15 protein-coding genes are annotated in these 17,645 nt (G+C 67.7%); 9 read left to right on the forward strand and 6 right to left on the reverse strand.

Annotated elements, in window-relative coordinates:
* Positions 1-35: 35 nt before the first annotated feature.
* Positions 36-632: a chemotaxis protein CheB gene (locus tag BS329_RS35365; protein ID WP_244197415.1), complete on the forward strand. Its 597-nt coding sequence runs from the start codon at positions 36-38 to the stop codon at positions 630-632.
* Between the two features lie 225 nt (positions 633-857).
* Here the strand turns inward: BS329_RS35365 and BS329_RS35370 are convergent, their stop codons facing one another.
* Positions 858-1,301 carry a hypothetical protein gene (locus tag BS329_RS35370; RefSeq protein ID WP_076167119.1) on the reverse strand — a complete coding sequence of 148 codons (444 nt, stop codon included), beginning with the start codon at positions 1,299-1,301 and terminating at the stop codon, positions 858-860.
* Positions 1,302-2,396: 1,095 nt separating this feature from the next.
* Between BS329_RS35370 and BS329_RS35380 the strand changes: the two genes are divergently transcribed.
* The 5 genes from BS329_RS35380 to BS329_RS35400 all read left to right on the forward strand — a co-directional run bounded on the left by BS329_RS35380 (position 2,397) and on the right by BS329_RS35400 (position 7,841).
* Complete coding sequence (locus tag BS329_RS35380; protein ID WP_076167182.1) at positions 2,397-3,377, forward strand: ornithine cyclodeaminase; 981 nt, start codon at positions 2,397-2,399, stop codon at positions 3,375-3,377.
* Positions 3,374-4,729 carry an alanine racemase gene (locus tag BS329_RS35385; protein WP_244197416.1) on the forward strand — a complete coding sequence of 452 codons (1,356 nt, stop codon included), beginning with the start codon at positions 3,374-3,376 and terminating at the stop codon, positions 4,727-4,729. Before BS329_RS35380 ends, BS329_RS35385 begins: the two co-directional genes overlap by 4 nt.
* Positions 4,726-5,787, forward strand: a complete 1,062-nt coding sequence (locus BS329_RS35390; protein ID WP_076167124.1) for a PLP-dependent cysteine synthase family protein — start codon at positions 4,726-4,728, stop codon at positions 5,785-5,787. The genes BS329_RS35385 and BS329_RS35390 overlap by 4 nt, the downstream gene beginning before the upstream one ends.
* Positions 5,784-7,190: an MATE family efflux transporter gene (locus BS329_RS35395; protein ID WP_244197417.1), complete on the forward strand. Its 1,407-nt coding sequence runs from the start codon at positions 5,784-5,786 to the stop codon at positions 7,188-7,190. Before BS329_RS35390 ends, BS329_RS35395 begins: the two co-directional genes overlap by 4 nt.
* Before the next feature lie 159 nt (positions 7,191-7,349).
* On the forward strand, positions 7,350-7,841 hold the full coding sequence (locus BS329_RS35400; RefSeq protein ID WP_143253322.1) for a pentapeptide repeat-containing protein: 492 nt from the start codon (positions 7,350-7,352) through the stop codon (positions 7,839-7,841).
* A 6-nt stretch (positions 7,842-7,847) separates the two neighbouring features.
* Here the strand turns inward: BS329_RS35400 and BS329_RS42975 are convergent, their stop codons facing one another.
* Positions 7,848-8,030 (reverse strand): hypothetical protein, encoded by a 183-nt coding sequence (locus tag BS329_RS42975; protein ID WP_143253323.1) that lies wholly within the window; start codon positions 8,028-8,030, stop codon positions 7,848-7,850.
* Between the two features lie 514 nt (positions 8,031-8,544).
* Here BS329_RS42975 and BS329_RS35405 point away from each other — a divergent pair.
* On the forward strand, positions 8,545-9,744 hold the full coding sequence (locus BS329_RS35405; protein WP_208619324.1) for a serine hydrolase domain-containing protein: 1,200 nt from the start codon (positions 8,545-8,547) through the stop codon (positions 9,742-9,744).
* A 1,385-nt stretch (positions 9,745-11,129) separates the two neighbouring features.
* On the opposite strand, the gene BS329_RS35410 is transcribed toward BS329_RS35405, so the two are convergent.
* Both BS329_RS35410 and BS329_RS35415 read right to left on the reverse strand, forming a co-directional pair.
* Entirely contained in the window at positions 11,130-12,056 is a 927-nt protein-coding gene (locus BS329_RS35410; protein WP_076167129.1) for a YVTN family beta-propeller repeat protein, read from the reverse strand.
* 475 nt (positions 12,057-12,531) lie between these two features.
* Complete coding sequence (locus BS329_RS35415) at positions 12,532-12,987, reverse strand: hypothetical protein (RefSeq protein ID WP_143253324.1); 456 nt, start codon at positions 12,985-12,987, stop codon at positions 12,532-12,534.
* On the opposite strand from BS329_RS35415, the gene BS329_RS43590 reads away from it, so the two are divergent.
* A complete protein-coding gene (locus BS329_RS43590) occupies positions 12,986-13,126 on the forward strand; it encodes a hypothetical protein (RefSeq protein ID WP_158075859.1) in 141 nt (46 codons plus the stop codon). The two genes, BS329_RS35415 and BS329_RS43590, sit on opposite strands and share 2 nt — an antisense overlap.
* 3 nt (positions 13,127-13,129) lie before the next feature.
* On the opposite strand, the gene BS329_RS35420 is transcribed toward BS329_RS43590, so the two are convergent.
* Both BS329_RS35420 and BS329_RS35425 read right to left on the reverse strand, forming a co-directional pair.
* Entirely contained in the window at positions 13,130-13,540 is a 411-nt protein-coding gene (locus BS329_RS35420; protein ID WP_076167185.1) for a hypothetical protein, read from the reverse strand.
* 434 nt (positions 13,541-13,974) lie between these two features.
* The gene (locus BS329_RS35425) at positions 13,975-14,862 is read right to left on the reverse strand and encodes an IniB N-terminal domain-containing protein (RefSeq protein WP_076167133.1); all 888 of its coding nucleotides are present in this window, start codon (positions 14,860-14,862) and stop codon (positions 13,975-13,977) included.
* Positions 14,863-15,143: 281 nt separating this feature from the next.
* Between BS329_RS35425 and BS329_RS35430 the strand changes: the two genes are divergently transcribed.
* Positions 15,144-17,528 carry a helix-turn-helix transcriptional regulator gene (locus BS329_RS35430; protein ID WP_084750582.1) on the forward strand — a complete coding sequence of 795 codons (2,385 nt, stop codon included), beginning with the start codon at positions 15,144-15,146 and terminating at the stop codon, positions 17,526-17,528.
* The last annotated feature ends 117 nt before the right edge of the window (positions 17,529-17,645 follow it).

The raw sequence follows: 17,645 nt of genomic DNA on the forward strand, positions 1-17,645 counted from the left end.
TGCGTCGGCCCGGTTATCCTGCGATGATCGATCGCGTGACCGAGGCCGACCCGTACCCGCTGAAATTCCCTGTCGTGGCCTTGGTCGCTTCCGCCGGTGGCTTGGATGCCCTGACCGAGGTCCTGGCCCCGTTGCCCGCCGATCTACCCGCCGCGGTGATCGTGTCCCAGCATGTGAGTCCCGACCGGGCCACCCTGCTGGCGGAGATCCTGCGGGAGCGCACCGCGCTGCGGGTACACGCGGCCGACGACGGCGACGAACTCGCCCCAGGAACGGTGCTGGTCGTGCCCGCGGCCCGCCACCTGATCGTCACCTCCGCCACCCGCATCGGGCTGCTCGACACCGGCGCCCTGCCCCCTGCCCGGCCCTCAGCCGACCTGCTGCTGGCCACCCTCGCGGTCACCTGCGGGACCCGCGTGCTGGCCGTCGTGCTCACCGGCCGGGGAGCCGACGCGCAGGCCGGGGTCCGCGCCGTCGTGCACTGTGGCGGCACCGTCTTCGCCCAGGACGAGGTCACGTCCGCCTACTTCGGCATGCCCGGCGCCGCGATCGACACCGGCCTGGTCCGGGACGTGTTGGGTCTGCCCGACATCGCCACCGCCATCCACGCCCATGCTCACGCCCACCATTGACCATCAGCTAACCGAATCCGCGAAGTAGGTCCGGACAACCGGCTTACCCAGCGTCCGCCCGAACACTTCGGATTCCGAGCCTACTTTTCGGACACGCTCCGGATGTTCGGACCGGGACCACATGGTCATCCACGAGCACGTCTCGTGCAGACGAGAGGGTGTCCAGTTCTTTGCTCACACATTGATCTTGGCAAGCCCGCACAGCGGCGCCACTTCACGTGATCTTCACGGAATCGACACCCCTCCTGCCTGGCGCAGCACGCCGCGACGGTGCGCGTCGGCCAGAAACGTCATGACCGACCACGGCAGGCGGCCGGTCACCGGAAGCCACAGCCGTGCGATGAGCCACGGCCCCCAAACGGTGGCGCAAAGCATCCAGACAAGCGCTGCCCCAGCGGTGGAGAACAACGCGCCGAGGAACCACAGGCCCTGCCCGTACACCTGCGTGAACGGTATTCCGAACGCAGGTTCAAAAGCGAATCGAATCATCACCCATACCACTACCGAGCCTGCCGCGCCGATCATGAAACCTTGGCGTAGAGCGGTGCTCCGGTCGGTGCGCAGAAGTTCGGCCGGGTTGATCGTCGCCGCCGGATCGACCGGCGCGCGGATCACGGTGACCACCACCCAGGTGCCGAACCCGGCGAAGAGTCCGACGAGAATGACCACTTGTCGCTGGCTGACCAGGCACGACATAAGTCCGAACAGCGTTCCGCCGATCGCCCAGATCCCTACGAAAGTACCGTCAGTTGACGCAACCACCCGCCCATGCGCGACCGTGACGCCCCGGTCACCCTCGCCCCGCGGGTGCTCCCGAGAAGGTCCGGCGACTGCGAGTTTCGTTCACGGGCTTTCCCCATAACATTTCCCCCATAACCGTTTCTCATAAATTCACGATGATGATCGTTCGCATGGACACGCCCCATTGTGCCGACCCTGCCAATTCACCGATACCATTCCGCCATTTCGCCCGTCTGGCGGTGTCGACCGCGAGGTTCCCTTGAGTAGCTTCGGGGTTTATGCGAGTCATTCTGCCTGCTTCCAGTGCCCGCTGTCGGCGGGTCCGGGCAATACTTCTCGCGTTCGTCGCTTTGGTCTCCTTGTTCCTGACGGTGTGCTCCGAGGAGCACGGGCCGCACGTCCTGTATCCGGAAGTTCACGCCACTTCCGCCAGCACACCCGGTGATTCGGTTCCCGCTGGTGTCCACGCGGAAGACGGCGGCACCCCTGGAATGTCGGCGCACAGTCCCGACAGTGTGGATGTCCTGTCCCGGGCCGGGAACGACTCGGGCGCCGCCTTGCTTGTGCTGCTTCTGTTCGTGCTCTCGCTGCCGATATCCGGTGATCGCGAGAACGGTGACCATCGGCGGTCGGTGCGGCGAAGGCATTCCCAGCCAAGGAAGACAGCGCACGGGCGTGCGCTCCTGCTCGAGGTCTGCGTCGCGCGGACCTGACGGCGCCGCCGCGGCGGCGAGGCCCATATGGCACTTCGAGCCGCACTGGCGACGGTTGCGCGTTTCCCTTCGCGATTCCGTGCATGGCTCCTGCCCTGATCCGGGTAGTAGCTCTCGAATCGACATTGTAGGTAAAAACACGCCCATTGCCCTAAGGCGCCCGCGTTTGCGCGTGCCCTGCTCACGCATGCCCAATCAACTGCGCGGTGGGCGGTAATTCGTGTGTGCCGAGACGAATTTCCAGTCGACCGGCTCGTCATCGTGACCCTGCTTTCCGATGGCGGCGATTCAGAGAAAGGGTGTCAATTCCATGAATTCCCCTACCCTGCACATCCTTACCCGCAAGGACCTACGCGACCTGGAACTCACCCCGCATGAGGCGATCACGATGGTCGAGGATGGCTACTTGGCTTTCGCGTCCGGAAGGTCACAGAACCCTGCCAAGCTGATGGTGCCGATGCCCGACCCCGCACGGGACTCGGTCGCGTACTCGATGCTCGGCTACGACGGCTCACTCGAGCAGGCGGCGTTCAAAACAAGCTACCGGCAGGGCAGTACCTCCGCCGAGAAGTACTACACGACCATCACCCTGTACGACGACATCACCGGTGCGCCGTTAGCGCTCCTGGACTGCCACCGCGTCGGCGCCACGCGCACGCCCGCCAGCACCGCGCTGCTCGCGCGGACCTGTGCCAGGACCGGTGCGCGCTCGGCGCTGATGGTCGGCACCGGCGCACAAGGAATCCGCACGCTGCCCTACCTGCTCACCGCGTTGCCGGGCTTGGAGCGCCTACGGCTGTTCGGTACCCATCCCGACGGAATTCGCGACAGCGTCGCGGCGCTGACCGGCCGATTCCCGGACCGCCAGGTCGAACTGGTCGACGACGTGGAGGCTGCGGCAGGCGAGTCCGACATCGTCGTCGCGGCGTCCGGTCGCGCCGCGCACCCGAAGATCCGCCTGGGCTGGTTGCCGCCGGGCGGGCTGCTGATCTCGGTCGCCAGCAAAGGTGTTCAGGAAGGCACTCTCACCGAGGCCGACTACACGGTGGCCACCAGCGCCGCCCAGGTCGAAGTCACGGGACGACGGATGGCGGGTACGGATGGCGTGTTCCGCATCGACGCCGAACTTCCCGACATCCTCGCGGCCCGTGCCCCGGGGCGCCGCACGGATGAGGACCGGGTGTTCGCCTTCAGCAGCGGCATGATCATCACCGACATCCCGGTGGCGCACGCGCTCGCCACGCGTGCCATCGCGGCGGGTCGTGGACGCGAGGTGACCCTGTGGTCGTGACCACGGCGCTGTCACCGCCACTGCGCGCGCTCGAACGCCCCTGGGCACCTTGGCTGCGCGGCACACCGATGTTGTGGGAGATCGCCCGCGCTGTCGGTGGCGGCCCGTTCCACGTGATCCACCCGGCGACCTTCGCCGAGAACCTCGCTGGTTTCCTCGACGCGCTGGCCGCCGAGAACATCCCCGGCGTCGTGTACTACGGGAAGAAGGCCAACAAGGCGGGGGCGTGGCTGCGCGAGTGCACCCGCCCCGGCACCGGAGTCGACGTGGCGAGCGTGCCCGAATTGGTGCACGCCCTGGGCAACGGTGTGCGGGGTGAGGCGATCGCGGTGACCGGCGCCGCCAAGTCCGGGGGCCTGCTGTGGCTGGCGCTGCGGCACCACTGCCTGCTGGCGGTGGACGCCGCAGACGAGCTGGAGCGTTTGGCCGACCAGGCCCGCGACCTCGGGACGACAGCCGAGGTGCTGTTGCGGGTTCGGCCGCCGACGGCGCCGACGAGCCGGTTCGGCTTCGCCCCCGACGACCTCACGGCCGCGGTCGGCCGGTGTGCCGAACTCGGCGCGACGGTCGCCCTGCGCGGTTTCTCCTTCCACCTTGACGGATACGACCCGGTTGCGCGTGCCGAGCTCGCCGCGCAGTTGATCGAGCTGTGTCGGCGTGCCCGCGCGCTGGGCCATCCCGCCTCGAAGATCAGCATCGGCGGTGGGATCGCCGTGGCTTACGTGACCCGTGAGGACTGGCGCCGGTTCACGGCGGGCAAGGACGACAGTTGGTTCCACGGCGGCCGCAATCCGCAGCGCACCTACCCGTACCACCAAACCCCTGCCGGCGCGGCGATGGTGACCGCGATCCTGCGGCACGACGTCGACGGAGCGTCGCTGGCAGCTCGGCTGCGTGAAGCCGGGATCGAACTGCTGCTCGAACCGGGCAGGGCGCTTGTCGACGGCGCCGGGTTCTCGGTGTTTCCGGTACAGGGCTGCAAGGCCAGTGGCGACCACCTGGTCACCACTGTCGCCGGTCTCAGCATGAGCCTGTCCGAACAGTGGAAGGGAAGTGAGTTCCTGCCCGACCCGATTCTGGTGCGGGCAGGTGGACCGCGGGACGGCGACGCGCCGGTCCGGACCGCCGTCGCGGGCTCCAGTTGTCTGGAATACGACGTGCTGACCTGGCGCGCGGTCGAGTTGCCCGCCCGGCCGCGGGCGGGCGACCTGCTCGTCTATCCCAACACCGCCGGGTACCAGATGGACAAGAACGAGAGCTGTTTCCACCAACTTCCGTTGCCGCCGAAGGTGGTCGTCGACGGTGACCGCTGGCATATCGACGCCGACCACCTGATCCAGGAGATCCCATGACCATCGTCCAGCGCGCCTCGGACCTGATCGGGGACACACCGCTGCTCGAACTCGCGCACACCGGGACCGGGTCCCGCCTGCTGCTCAAGCTCGAGCAGATGAACCCCACCGGCTCGTGCAAGGTGCGAATGGCCCGGCAGATGATCATCGAGGCCGAGCGCGACGGCAGGCTGCGGCCGGGAGGCCACATCGTGGAACCGACGTCCGGCAACACCGGATGCGGTCTGGCACTGGTCGCGCTGGAACGCGGCTACCGGTTCACCGCTGTCGTCGACCGGCACGCGGCTCGTGAGAAGCTGCGCATGCTGTCCGCCATGGGTGCGCAACTCTTGTTCGTCGACTGCCCTTCGGACGGCGGACCCAGCTCCGTGCGGAGACGGCAGGTCGCCGCGCGGCTCGCGGCCGAACTGGACGCCTACCACCCAGATCAGCACAACAACCCTGGCAACGGGAACGGCTACGGCGGGCTGGCGGTGGAACTGCTACGGCAGTTGGGCACCGTCGACGTACTGGTCGCGGCGGTCGGTACCGGCGGCTCACTGTGTGGCACGATCCGCGGGTTGCGCGCGGCGGGCTCGTGGACCCGCTCGGTGGCGGTCGAGCCGGTCGGTTCGATCATCTTCGGCGGCCCGCCCGGTGTCTATCACCAGACCGGGGCAGGCAGCCCGGCCGGCTTTCCGGTCGGCTCCAATGTGGACCGTTCACTGATCGATGACGCCCACCGGATTTCCGATGCCGACGCGTTCGCGGGAGCCCGTGTCGTGGCGCGCCGCACCGGCATGTTGGTGGGTGGGACCACCGGCGGCGCGATCCACGTCGCCTTGCGTCGGTTGTTCGCGTACCCGCCCGGGAGCACCGTTGTGGTGCTGTGCAACGACGCAGGAGAGAAGTACCTGGACTCGGTGTACGACGATGGCTGGCTGCGCGATCGGGAGGTGCTCGACGAACTCGCACAGCGCCGGGTGGAACGGTGGTTCACCACCTATGCCGCGTCGGTCCGGATCGCGGCCCGCAGGAAGCCCGCGCCCGACCCGGCAGCGGTGGCGGTGAGTGCGTGAGGCGGCCGGTGACGGCACCGGCGGGCGGATACCCTGCGCTCGTCGCGCTGGCCGCGCCGATCGCGGGGATTCAACTCGCGCAGGTGGCACTCACCAGCGTCGACCTGGCCATGTTGGGACTGCTGGGAGTGTCCGCGGTGGCGGCGGGCGGTCTGGCGCTCCTGCTCTACAACCAGGTTCGCACCATGTGCGTTGGCATGGTCACTGGCGTCGGGAACCTGGTGGCCACTGCCGCGGGCGCGGGCGAACTGCGCACCGGCACGGACGCGCTCGACGACCGGGCGCGGGACGAGATCCGGTCACTGCTGCGGTCGGCGCTCCTGGTGGCCACGCTGGCGGCGACGGTGGGCGCGGCGGTCCTGTGCGGCATCGCCCTGGCCCTGCCGCTGCTGGGCCAGCGACCCGAGATCGTCTTACTCGCCCGCGCGATGATGTTCGCCCTCGCGGGTGGGCTGTTCCCCATGGTGTGGCTCAACGTGCTGAGACAGTTCGCGGTCGGGATGCGCCGTCCCGGCTCGTTGCTGGCGGTGACGCTGGTGTCGATCGCGGTGAACGCGGGCTGCAACGCCGCGTTCATCTACGGCTGGGCAGGCCTGCCCCGGCTGGGCGTCGCCGGTGTGGGACTGTCGACGACAGTGGTCCAGTTCTTCACGCTCGCGGTGTTCGCCTCCACCATCCGCCGGGACCCACGGCTGCGGACGATGGTGTCGCTCGCCGCGTGGCGAGCCGACCCGGCGGTGGTCCGACGCATCGCCCGGCACGGGACACCGATCTGCCTCACCTACGGGTCGGAAGCCGCGATCACGTCGATCGCGACACTCCTGATGGGCGCGTTCGGGCCCGCGATGCTCGCGGCCTCCAACGTCGCCAACCAACTCGCGTACATCGTGTACCAGTGCAACATCGGCCTGTCGCAAGGCTCGTCGATACTGGTCAGCCGCGCGGTCGGACAGTCAGAACCCCAACTGGCACCGACAATCGCGCGGCGTGCACTGACACTGTCGTGGACCTTCATGGCGGTGGTGAGCCTGGGCTACGCGCTGGCGCCACTAGCCATGTTGTGGCCGTTCCTGCGCGACGAGACCGACGCGGCGGTGCTCGGCACTGCCTCCACGCTGCTGCTGTTCGCCATCGCGCAGCAGTACTGCAAAGGCACCCAGAACGTCTTGGTCGGCCTGCTGCGGGGGCTCGGGGACACCGTCTCAGGCCTGCGGTGCACGCTTGTCGGGTACTGGGCTGTCGGCGTCCCGGCCATGGGGATGTGCGCCTACGTGCTCGGCTGGGGCGGTAAGGGCGTATGGACGGGACTGTGCGCGGGTTTCGCCGTAACCGCGGTCCTGCTCGCGCGCCGCTTCCGGTCCAGCCTCCAGTTACCGAAGCTGCCCTCTGGCGCCGCCCGCTAACGTCGCGCCTGGCTGATCACCTGGGTACGGCCGCGTCCAGGTGATCAGACCGGAAGGGCGTCTGCGGCGAGACGGTGATCACCAAGGCTCGCCCCGGTCGCTGCCCTCGAAGACCTCGCCACGTACCCGCTCGACCTCCGTGGTGCTGTACTCATCGACGTGGACCTGCGGGGGCGCCGTCTCGGTTCCGCTCGGTTCGATGACGCACGCTTCATTGGGCCAGCGCTCTTCTCCAAGGCATGCTTCTCGGAGAAGGTGGTCTTCGTGCACGCGGGGTTTCACAGTATCGCCCGGTTCACCGACACCTGCTTCGCCGACGACGCGAAGTTCACGTCGACGCTGTTCGCCAAGACGAGTTCGTTCGCCCGCGCCCGGTTCGAAGGTGTGGCGGAGTTCGGCGGGGCGATGTTCACCGGCGATCCTGCGCTCGGGCATGCGGAGTTCGCGCGGCCGCACAAGCTCAACCTCAAGAACGCCAAGATCGAGTTTGATCTACAGGCCTCCGGGCAACAGTGGGTTCCCGTCGATCCGCCGTACCCGCCGGGATGGACCGAAGTGACAGAGGAGCTGGTCGACAAGACCCAGTCGCGAGTCGTCACCCTAGGGAAAGAACACTCCAATTCGGCAGCGATCGACGACGCTCCGGCATGACCAGGCCTAGCCGAGGACTGCTCCGAGATCCAGGCCGGTCCAGCGAGCGCTGGGTGGCGGTGCTGCTTCGATACCGCCACCCAGCTGGGTACCCACCCAGCCCAAGCGAGTCTCGGGCGCGCGGATCATCGCATCCAGCACCGACAATTCACGCAGGCCGCCGCCGACATGCTCCGGTGGAGGTCGCACTCCGGCACCTTCGTCATGGTCACTCTGGCGACCTGCTCATTCAGGCGCGCCGCGGCCACCTGGATCGGCGCTGGGGGGCGGTGTTCATACGTACAAAAGAAATCTGCAGTACTCGACAGGGCGTCCATGCCGCCGATCGGCCATGGCTTTGAACCTCGAGATGCACTTCGGTTCCTGCGTCGCTGAGCCGTTCTCGCTGGCGGGGTCCGCCCGATCCCGCACGTATCGGTCTACGGCAGCTCGCCCAGCTCCACGTGGCCGAACGGGGCTGTCGTTTGAGTCAAGGAAGCACCGTACGGGTGCCCTTTCGACAGACACCGTGCCCCTCGCCCTCGTAGAGCAAAGGCCCTGATTGACCGCACCCACCACGACCACCTACGAAGCGATCCACGTCGCGAAGCTCGCACCCGAAGACGACAGTCGCCGGCACGAGCGATCAGAGACGGTCCGATGGCGATACGTCAGTCGTGAGTGACGAGGTTCCCCACCGGGAGGGACCAAGCTCATTCCCGCGATGGATCTGCCGGTTTCGCGAAGCGGCCATGCTGGCGCCACAAGCATTCCGAGTGAGGGGGACCGGATGAGCAAGCGGACCTGGTCGGGGTTGGCGGCAGTGATCATGATGGCGGTCGCGTCACCGCCAACCGCGACGGCGGTGGACGCCAATGTGGGGTTACAGCGGGACGTCGGTGCCGTTCATGCCGCCGGGGTCACCGGCGTGGCGGCGGCAATAACCGTCGGCGGTCGTGCTGTCCAGGCCCGCGCGGGCGTGGGCGACGTGCGGTCCGGCAGACCGGTTCCGTTCGAGGGCCGGTTCCGCGCGGGGAGCGTGACGAAAACATTCGTGTCAGTCGTACTTCTGCAACTGGTCGGCGAAGGCAGGCTGACCCTCGAAGACACCGTGGACCAGTGGTTGCCCGGAGTTGTCAGCGCCAACGGCAATGACGGCAGGAAAATCACGATTCGCCGGCTGCTTCAGCACACGAGCGGGTTGTCCGACTACCTGGGGCCGGGCGTCGCCCCGTCCACCGTCGCCGAATTCGACGAGCGGCGTTTCGACACTCACCGGCCGCGTGACCTGGTGGCCAAGGCGATCACTCGGCCGCCAAAGTTTCCGCCCGGGCGAGGCTGGGCATACAGCAACACCAACTACGTTCTCGCCGGGATGGTGATCCACAGCATCACCGGGCGCACGTGGGCGACCGAGGTACGCGACCGGCTGGTGCGCAGGCTGAGCCTGACCGGCACTAGCGTTCCGGGAACATCGCCGTTGCTCTTGGGCCCGCATTCCCGGGGCTACGAACACCACCCGGACGGTTCCCACTTCGACGTCACGATCGTGAATCCGTCGTTGTTCGATGCCGCGGGTGCTCTGATCACCACCGCAAACGACCTCAACCGGTTCGCCGCCGCGCTGGCCGGTGGAAGACTCCTGCGCCAGGCGCAACAAGCCGAACTGGTCCGGCTCGATCCGCACAGCGGAGGTTACGCTCTCGGCATCGGCATACTGACGGCTTCATGCGGTATCGAGTACTTGTCCCACAACGGTGTCGTCTACGGCTATTACACCCTTTTCGGGGTCACTACCGATGGCGAGCGCAGCGTCACGGTCAGCGCGACCACTCTGGGGTTGCTTCCTTCCCTATGGAACCCGGAGCCGGCGCTGAGAGCCGTGAGCAGGCTCGTCGACAACGCCATCTGCGCGCGTCGCTAAGGGTTCCGTTCGAAGCAGCCTAGGTGTGATGTCCGGAGAAGCTCGCCTCCGAAAGGCCGTTTGGGTTCGTGATACTTCCAGCGGCCAATCGGCTACGCGAACTCACCACCCGCCGACGCGGGTACGCGACCCGATTTGCCGTCCTCTCCCCCACGGCACGCCGCCTGTCCTGCCGTCGGTGACTTGCGAGTGCCATCGGAGCCCGCTCTACGTGGCGTTCTCCCAGGCGCGGATCACCGACGCCGCTGAGGTCGCCGCGGCGCTTACCGCCCCGCTCGGCTCGGACCGTCCTCGGACGTAGGACGCCGTTCCCCTCCTCTAGCTCCGACGGCGCGCCACCGAATGCCTAGGCCGATGTCCTGAACTGTGTGAGTCAACAGTGGGCGGGACGGCTGTGGGTACTGAGCCAGTCGGCGATGACAGTGACGACTTCGGGGTCCACGTCGTGCGGATGTGTGTAGTCCTCGGGCATTGGCCAGCTGGTAATCCCGCTCTCTTCGCATGAAAAGCATGAGCAGATCCAGCGGCGGGCGAAAGATCCGGGCTGTCCACCAGTTTTCGCGTGTTCGGTGGCTGCTTCGACGGTGGGCAGCAGCCAACGCATCACGCGTTTCCGGCGGCAACACGCGAGCGAGCACTCTCGCTGCCGTAGGGTCGGTCTCCCTCAAGTGCGGCCACCGCGAGCTTCTCGGCGGAAGCGCAGCACCGCGCGGCTGATCCTCACCGTGTCCGGCGATCTCGTCTCCGCGGCCTCTGCGCCGCGGGTGCGGCAACCTCACTCCGCGCGTGCCCGCAACCACGTGGTCGTCCTCCCCCAAGTGGTCTACCTCGGGGTGGTCTGGTCGCGGATGCTGGAGACCGCCGGGGACGGGCTGCGCATCGCCCCTGCATCTGCGCCTGCCGATGTGCACACTGCTGATCCCGGTCCGGCTCGTGGTCATGCACGCACAGCGGCGATCGCCGGGCCACAGCAGGGAAACGACGGGTAGATCTCCGCGTGCGGGCGCGCGATGTCGTGCGTTCCAGCGAGGTAGACGACGCGGTCGCAACCGGCCCGCGTCGGTCAAGATCCGGCAGTGGGCGATCGCGTCCAAGGAGCGGCTTGGCGCGGCGGCCAGAACCGCGCGAACCTCCGCGCGGCGGAACCCGGTGCGGGTACGTCAGCCCATGCGGTCAGCATTGCCGGGTGCACTCGCGCAGCATCGCCACGTTTCCTTCGTCGCTATCGATTTTCGCGGTTGACAGGCGGGTGCGGTAGCGGGCGGTCATCGACGAATGGATCGGGTGCACCGGCTGGTCGGCAGGAGACGCCTTCCACCAGCAGACCAGACAAGGACTCAAGCCTGTGCTCGCGGTACCTACGGCACAGGTCTTCGCGGTGCGACTCAGCCGGTCACGGTCACCCCTTCCGGCTGCTGGCCGACGGGCACCAGTGCGATTTGCTTCGCTGTGGCGGTGTCGATCACCGACATCGTGTTCGAAGCGGTGTTGGTGATGTAGACGAAGCTGTTGTCAGGGGCCGCGGCGGCTCCCTCCGGCCGTCGGTTCACCGGGGAGGTGGAAGTGGTGCCCGCGTTCGGGAAGTTGATGACCGAAATGGTGTCGGCGCCCGCGTTGGCGACGTAGACGACATCGCGTGGCGTCACCGACAAGCCCATGGGCGCGTCGCCGACCGGGATCGTGGCGTTGGGGCGGCCGGACGTGGCACCGGCGACGGTGACCGTGTCATCGCCGGTGTTGGCGACGTAGATCCGGTCGCCGCGTGCCCCGATGGTGATGCCTGCCGGGAAGCGGCCGACCGGGATCGTGCCGACGGGCTTGTTGATCCTCGTGTCGATCACCGTCACACTCGCCGCGCCGTTGTTCGTGACGTAGACGCGGCTGCCGTCCGGACTGGCGATCGGCGTGTGCGGGAAGCGACCGACCGGGATTTCGGCGACCGGCTTCTGCGTGGCGATGTCGATCACCGTGACCGAGTCGGAGCCGAAGTTGGAAACGTAGGCGTACGCGCCCGTGGCCGCCACGCCGAACGGTTGGTCGCCGACCGGGATCGTGGCGGCGACGATCTGCGTGCGGGTGTCCAGAACAGACACGGAGTCGGACTGCTCGTTGGTGACGTAGACCAGATCACCGTTCGGCGTCGCGCCCACTCCCACCGGGCCGTCACCGACGCCAACGGTCGCGATCACCTCGCCGAGCCGGGTGTCGTAGACGGTGACGTTGTCCGATCCGGTATTGGCCACGAATACGAGAACCTGCGGCGGGTAGGCGGCAGCCGGAACCTGGACCATCAAGGCGACGGCGACCACCATAATGGTGACGAGGGAACGGGCGGGTGACCGCAGGACCCACCCAGAGTTGGATGTACGCCTTCTCCAAAGAGCAGGCATGAACGGCTCCTCTATGACGGTAAACGGGTGCGAAAAGCGAAAAGAGCAGATAGCGACCGGATGGTGCCGAGGCGGTGGCCAGTGCACCCACGGCGCGGATGCTGGTGAGCGTCCGAACGTGCCGTCGCTCGTCACCCTAACGACCCAGGCTTTGACTTCGCTGCGTGAAAGTCACAGGTCCCACACGTTGAGTGACAGAGGTACCACCTGTGCGTGACGATTCGGACTTTCCGTTACCGCCGACAACGTTTCATTTATGCATGTACGCGAATAGGCCAAGGAGGCGATCACACGTACAGGCAGGATCCGACGGATCCACAAGGGACAGTGGTCCAAAGGGAAAGCAATGTTCGCGCACGATGGTGGCCTGACTTTCGCGCGCCTCCGTCACCGACTGTCAGCGTGGCTGTTTCGGCTCACCCATTGAGCTACGGGCCTTCCCGCCGCTTTGACCGCCGAAGGCGGCGTCGTCCTGCCTGACACCGAACGCCCCGGCCTGCTCAGCAACCCCGAGCAGGTCCAGGACTTCGTCAAGGCCTACGGCCTGACTCCCATACAAGTCGATCTGGTGATAGACCTGTGGAACACGCTGCAACAGGCAGCCGAGGGGCACTCGCTCCGCTAGCGCTGTGAGCGAGGCCAGGAGCGCACCAATCCCGGAAGGGTGGAAGTCCTGCGAGTTCTTTGTTTTATGCCGCAAGACACTGTCGAGATCGGCAACGAGAACGTGTGTTTCTACGAACCGGACGAGCACATCGCCGCCCGCCCGACAATCCTTGGCCGAACTGCTCGCCGCAACACCAGCTAAACCTGGTTGTCGCACTACGTCCTGAGTGATCCGGCTCGCGGTCATGCTGCTGATCCAGTTCACGGTGCTGGTGTTCGGTGTGCTGTACGCGCTGGTTTTCCTGGCCGCCAAGATCCCCGCCGCGACACCCCTGGTCGTGGCTGGGCTGCTCTCGCCGCTGCTAAATGTGATCCGCGCGGCTTGATGATCACTCGCTGCCGATTTCCTTACGGAGCGACGTGGTGAACGCGCGCAGTGCCGCGATGGTCTTGTCTTTGTGCTCCCGGTCACCGGTCTTCGCGCGCCAACATGACTTGACGAAAGCGTCCGCGTGATCACGAGTCTCCTGAGCGCACAGCAAGTGAATGGCCGCGCGGTTCTTCTGCAACTGGGTCTGCCACTCACGCAGCTCGCCTGGTTCGAATGATTCGAGCAAGACTTTGTTGCCGTGGCGGAGCTCGAAGATGTTGGTGCCCGCGCTGACCAACTCGGCGGCACCGGTCAGTTTCTGATCGCGCAGCCATCGCTGCTGCTCACCCCTGCTCTTGATCCAAGCCCCGAGCAGGGCACCCGAGAAACCGAACAGCGCACCGATGACTCCAGCCAAGACAGCGATCACACACAAAAGGCTAGGTGACCGGCGCGCTGGCGGCTCGCGCTTTCGGAGTAATGACGCAGACGCCAGTACCGGCCTCGGGTCGTTACACCGAGGAGCGGGCGTCACGACCCGGATCGGCGAGCCGTGATCGCGTGGGGCCGGATCATCCCGGACCTCCCGCTACCTGATGGGCCGCACGGCGGGTTGCCAGCGGGCGAGGACGTCGACTCCGGTTGATCATCGACGCGGCATAGCGTTTGCCCAACACGAGTGATCTCCTTCCCGTCCCGCCGTCATACGACAGACCGGGTGTGTCCCGTGTGTCGTGAACGCGCACGAAACACTGGCCACGCGCCGGTTCTGGGGGTGTCGGGTGACCCGTTTGGACCGGGACGCTCGCGGAAAGGGGCACTGGGATCGCTGTCCCTGTGCCCCTTCACCTGGTCACGCCTGGGTCACTCGGAGACGTGCACGTCGTTTCCGGAGCCGATGGTGAGGTGGCTCAGGTCGGCCGCGATGCCACCGCCGAGCGCGCCGTTGCCGATGTTGCTGACGACGTCGTGGACGTCGTTGACCGAGGCGGCGTGCGAGCCGATGTCGCCGACATGGCTGGTGACATCGCCGATGTGGTTGGTCACGTTGCCGACGGCCGATTCGTTCGCGATGTCGTTGAGGTGCGTCGTGACGTTCCCGGCGACATCGCCGACGCCGTGCGTGGTGACGCCTCCGATGGTGTTCCCCAGGCCGGTGTCGAGGCCCAGCGTGCCGGTGAGGTCGCCGACTGTCGAGCCGACGCCCTGGGTGCCCTCGATCGCCGAGTTCAGGCCGGAGACATCCTGCAGGCCGGCCGTGAGGTCGCCGCCGTCAAGCGCTCCGGTGACGTCTCCACCGGCGACGTCTCCGACTGCACCGGTGACCGCGCCGACGGGGGCGATCTCACCGCCGCCGACGTTGTCGATGTCGCCGGCGAGGTCGCCCGCCGTGGTGAACGGGGCCGCGGCGTTCTGGGTGATGGCGGTCATCCCGCCGACCGCGCCGAGCACGTTGTTCTCGGTGGTGTTGTCACCGAGCGCGAGGTTCTGGGTGAGCGCCTGGAGCTGCTCGATCGCGCCGGCCTGACCGGAGGTGATCGAGTCGAGGTCCAGGCCGTTCTGCCCGCCGAGGGAGTTCACCGGCGCGTAGTCGAGGACCAGCGGCAGGACGTCGTGCAGATCCGCGCCGGAGATGTCACCGAGGCCGGCGTCGGTCAACATCTGCTGCGGGTTGTTCCCGAAGGACTCACGGGCGGACGGGTCGTTGAGCAGGTTGAGGGTGAAGTCGTACAGCGACTGCGTGGGGTTCATCGACCGGGCTCTCTGTGGGGAACGGTGAAGCCGATGGCAACCGGGCTATCGGCCGGATCGACGTTAGGTCCCGACCGGGGTGCCGGACATCGGGTGTGACGCCTGATGGTGATCTCGAGAACCCCTGAGGGGAGTCGATCACCCGATAGGGGATCTCTCGGGGGTGTGACCCGGCTCTCATTCGACAACAGGGAGTCATCGCGCCCATCCGGCGGGAAGCGCGGCTCGAAACTCCACCGTGTGGTCTTTGGGGGCCGCCTGACGCGGGAGGGGGCATCACGGTGGAGGAGCCGCTGCCGCCGGAGTTGCGCGAGTTGCTGGCCGGGATCGACGCCACACCGGCCGGTCCCGTCCGCGCGGTCCTTTCCGGTCCGCCCGGCCACGGGAAGACGACGGCGCTGGCCGCCGTCGCCCGGCACTATCGTGACGCCGGTGTCACCGTGATCACTCGGGAGGACCTGCTCCCGTCCACCGTCGCTTCCGCCGTAGCGATCCTGCTCGATGACGTCGACTCCCTGCCGCCGCGCACCGGACAGGTTCTGGCCGGCCTGGCGGGCGCGGCCACCCGGATGGTCTTGACCCACACTCCCGGCGCGGCCGGGGCGATGGCCACCGGCCTCGTGACGGCGACGACCCGGCACATCCGGCTGCCCGCCTGGAACGCCGCGGACGTGGCCAGGTTCGCCGGTGGCCGGATCCCGGCCGAACGCGCGCAATCGATCCGGCGCCTGACCGCGGGCGTGCCCAGACTGGTGACCCGGTGCCTCCAGGTGCCCACGGTCGAAGAACTGATCGACGAACTGCGCGCGGAATTGGACATGCTCGGCGAACCGGGGCTGACCTACCTGGTCGTGGCGGCCGTCGGTGGCGCCCGCGACGTAGAGCTGCTCGGGACGGCACTGGGCCGATCCCGTGACCACGTCCCCGGCATTGTGGACCAGGTCCGTGCCGCCGGTCTGCTCGCCGCGAACGACTCGGTGCCTCCCTTGGTGGCGCGTGCGGTACGCGACCATGTCGGCATCGACCGCGTGCTCACCGTGCTCGTGCGGCTGCTGGAGGACCTGCTGCGCACCGGGCAACCGGTGCTGCCGATCGCCCGGGAGCTCGAGCGGCTCGGCGCGGGCGGCGCGATCGTGCGGGCCGGGCTCGAAGCGGCCGCGGCGGAGGCGGTCCACGACGAGCCCGCTGTCGCCGCCGAGCTCTACGCCGCCGCCGCACGCGGCGGCAGCCCCCGGTCCCGGCTGGCACCCGGCTGGGCTCATGCCGCTGTCCTCGCCGGACACCACGACGTGGCCTTGCGGCTCGCCGATGAGCTGCTGAGCGCCGCCGAGCCGGCCCATCGCAGCCGCGGCGCGCTGGTCGCGGGCACGATCATGACCCGGCGAGGTGATCTGGCCCGCGGCGCGGAACTGCTGCGCTGGTCGAAGGAACCAGGCGCGGTGCCGCTGGTGGACCTCGCCGGGATCGCGCTCGGAGAGACCACCACAACCGAGAGGAGCGTCCTCACCGAACCCGTTCCGGCGTACGGTGATGTCGCCGGACGGCTGCTCGACGGAATCCGCGACTCGGTCGGCGGGCACACTGAAGTCGCGTTGACGACCTTGCTGGCCGCGGCCGACGCCGCGGAGGCCACCGATACCGGGCACCTCCTCCCGGATTCACCCGCCGCGCTCACCGCGCTCGTCGCCTTGCACGCGGCGGAATTCGACCTCGCCCACGGCGTGCTGAGCCGGGCGGCTCCCGGGATCCGGCACACCCTGCTCCTCGGCTGGACCGAGCTGCTCCGCGGTGACCTCGCCGCGGCGGAAACGCACCGCTCAGCCGCGGCGGGCCACGACGGCTCCCTCACGCCCCGCGACGTGTTGTTCCTCCACGCGCTGGAACTCGGGCTCGTGAGGAGAGGTGATACGCCGGGCGCGTTCCGCACGAAGTGGGCCTCCGCGTACGAGGCGATGATGAGACAGCCCGTCGACCTCTTCACCTTGCTGCCGCTGGGGGAACTGCTTGTCGCGGCAGCACGGATGAAGGAGGGCTTCCGTGTCGAGGCACACCGCGGTCACGCCTTCGCCCTGCTCGCGCGGCACGGTCGTCCGGCATTGTGGTCCGCGTGGCTCGACTGGTCGGTCTTCCACGCGGCCATCGTGGCCGGTGACCGGGAAGGCGCGCGCGTCGCTCTTCGTCAGCTCGCCGATCAGCCGGCACCCGGCCACCTGGCCTCCGCGTTCGCAGCAGCGGGAACGAAATGGTTGTCGGTGCTGGGAGGTTCGGTCCAGGTCGACACCGTGCTCGCGGCGGCGGGAGGTCTGCACCGCGCCGGGTTGCGCTGGGACGCCGCCCGGCTCGCCGGTCACGCCGCCGTCCGCGCCACCGACCGCGCCGTCATGGTGACCCTGCTGCGCGCGGCCAAACACTTTCCGCTCGGCAGTGGCCCGAGCGCGGACCAGCAACCGCCGCCACCCACCGAGGCGCCCTCGCTCACCCCGCGAGAAACCGACATCGGCCGCCTTGTCATCGACGGGTACACCTACCGGGAAATCGGTGAACGCCTGCACATCTCCAGCAAGACCGTCGAACACCACATGGCCCGCATCCGCGGCAAACTGGGTGCCACCGACCGCCGTACGATCACCGCACTTCTGGGGAACCTGCTGGGAAAGTCCGGCTGAACCCCATCAAGCTGGTAGCCGTTTCCGGATGACATAGGCCGAGACAGCTGCTCACCGTTACAGCGGGTGGCCGGCAGGGCGGCACGGTAGCCGAAATCAGGATCGATCCCCGCGAAC

Origin of the sequence: Amycolatopsis coloradensis, from assembly GCF_001953865.1 — a bacterium.
Taxonomy (GTDB): Bacteria; Actinomycetota; Actinomycetes; order Mycobacteriales; family Pseudonocardiaceae; genus Amycolatopsis; species Amycolatopsis coloradensis.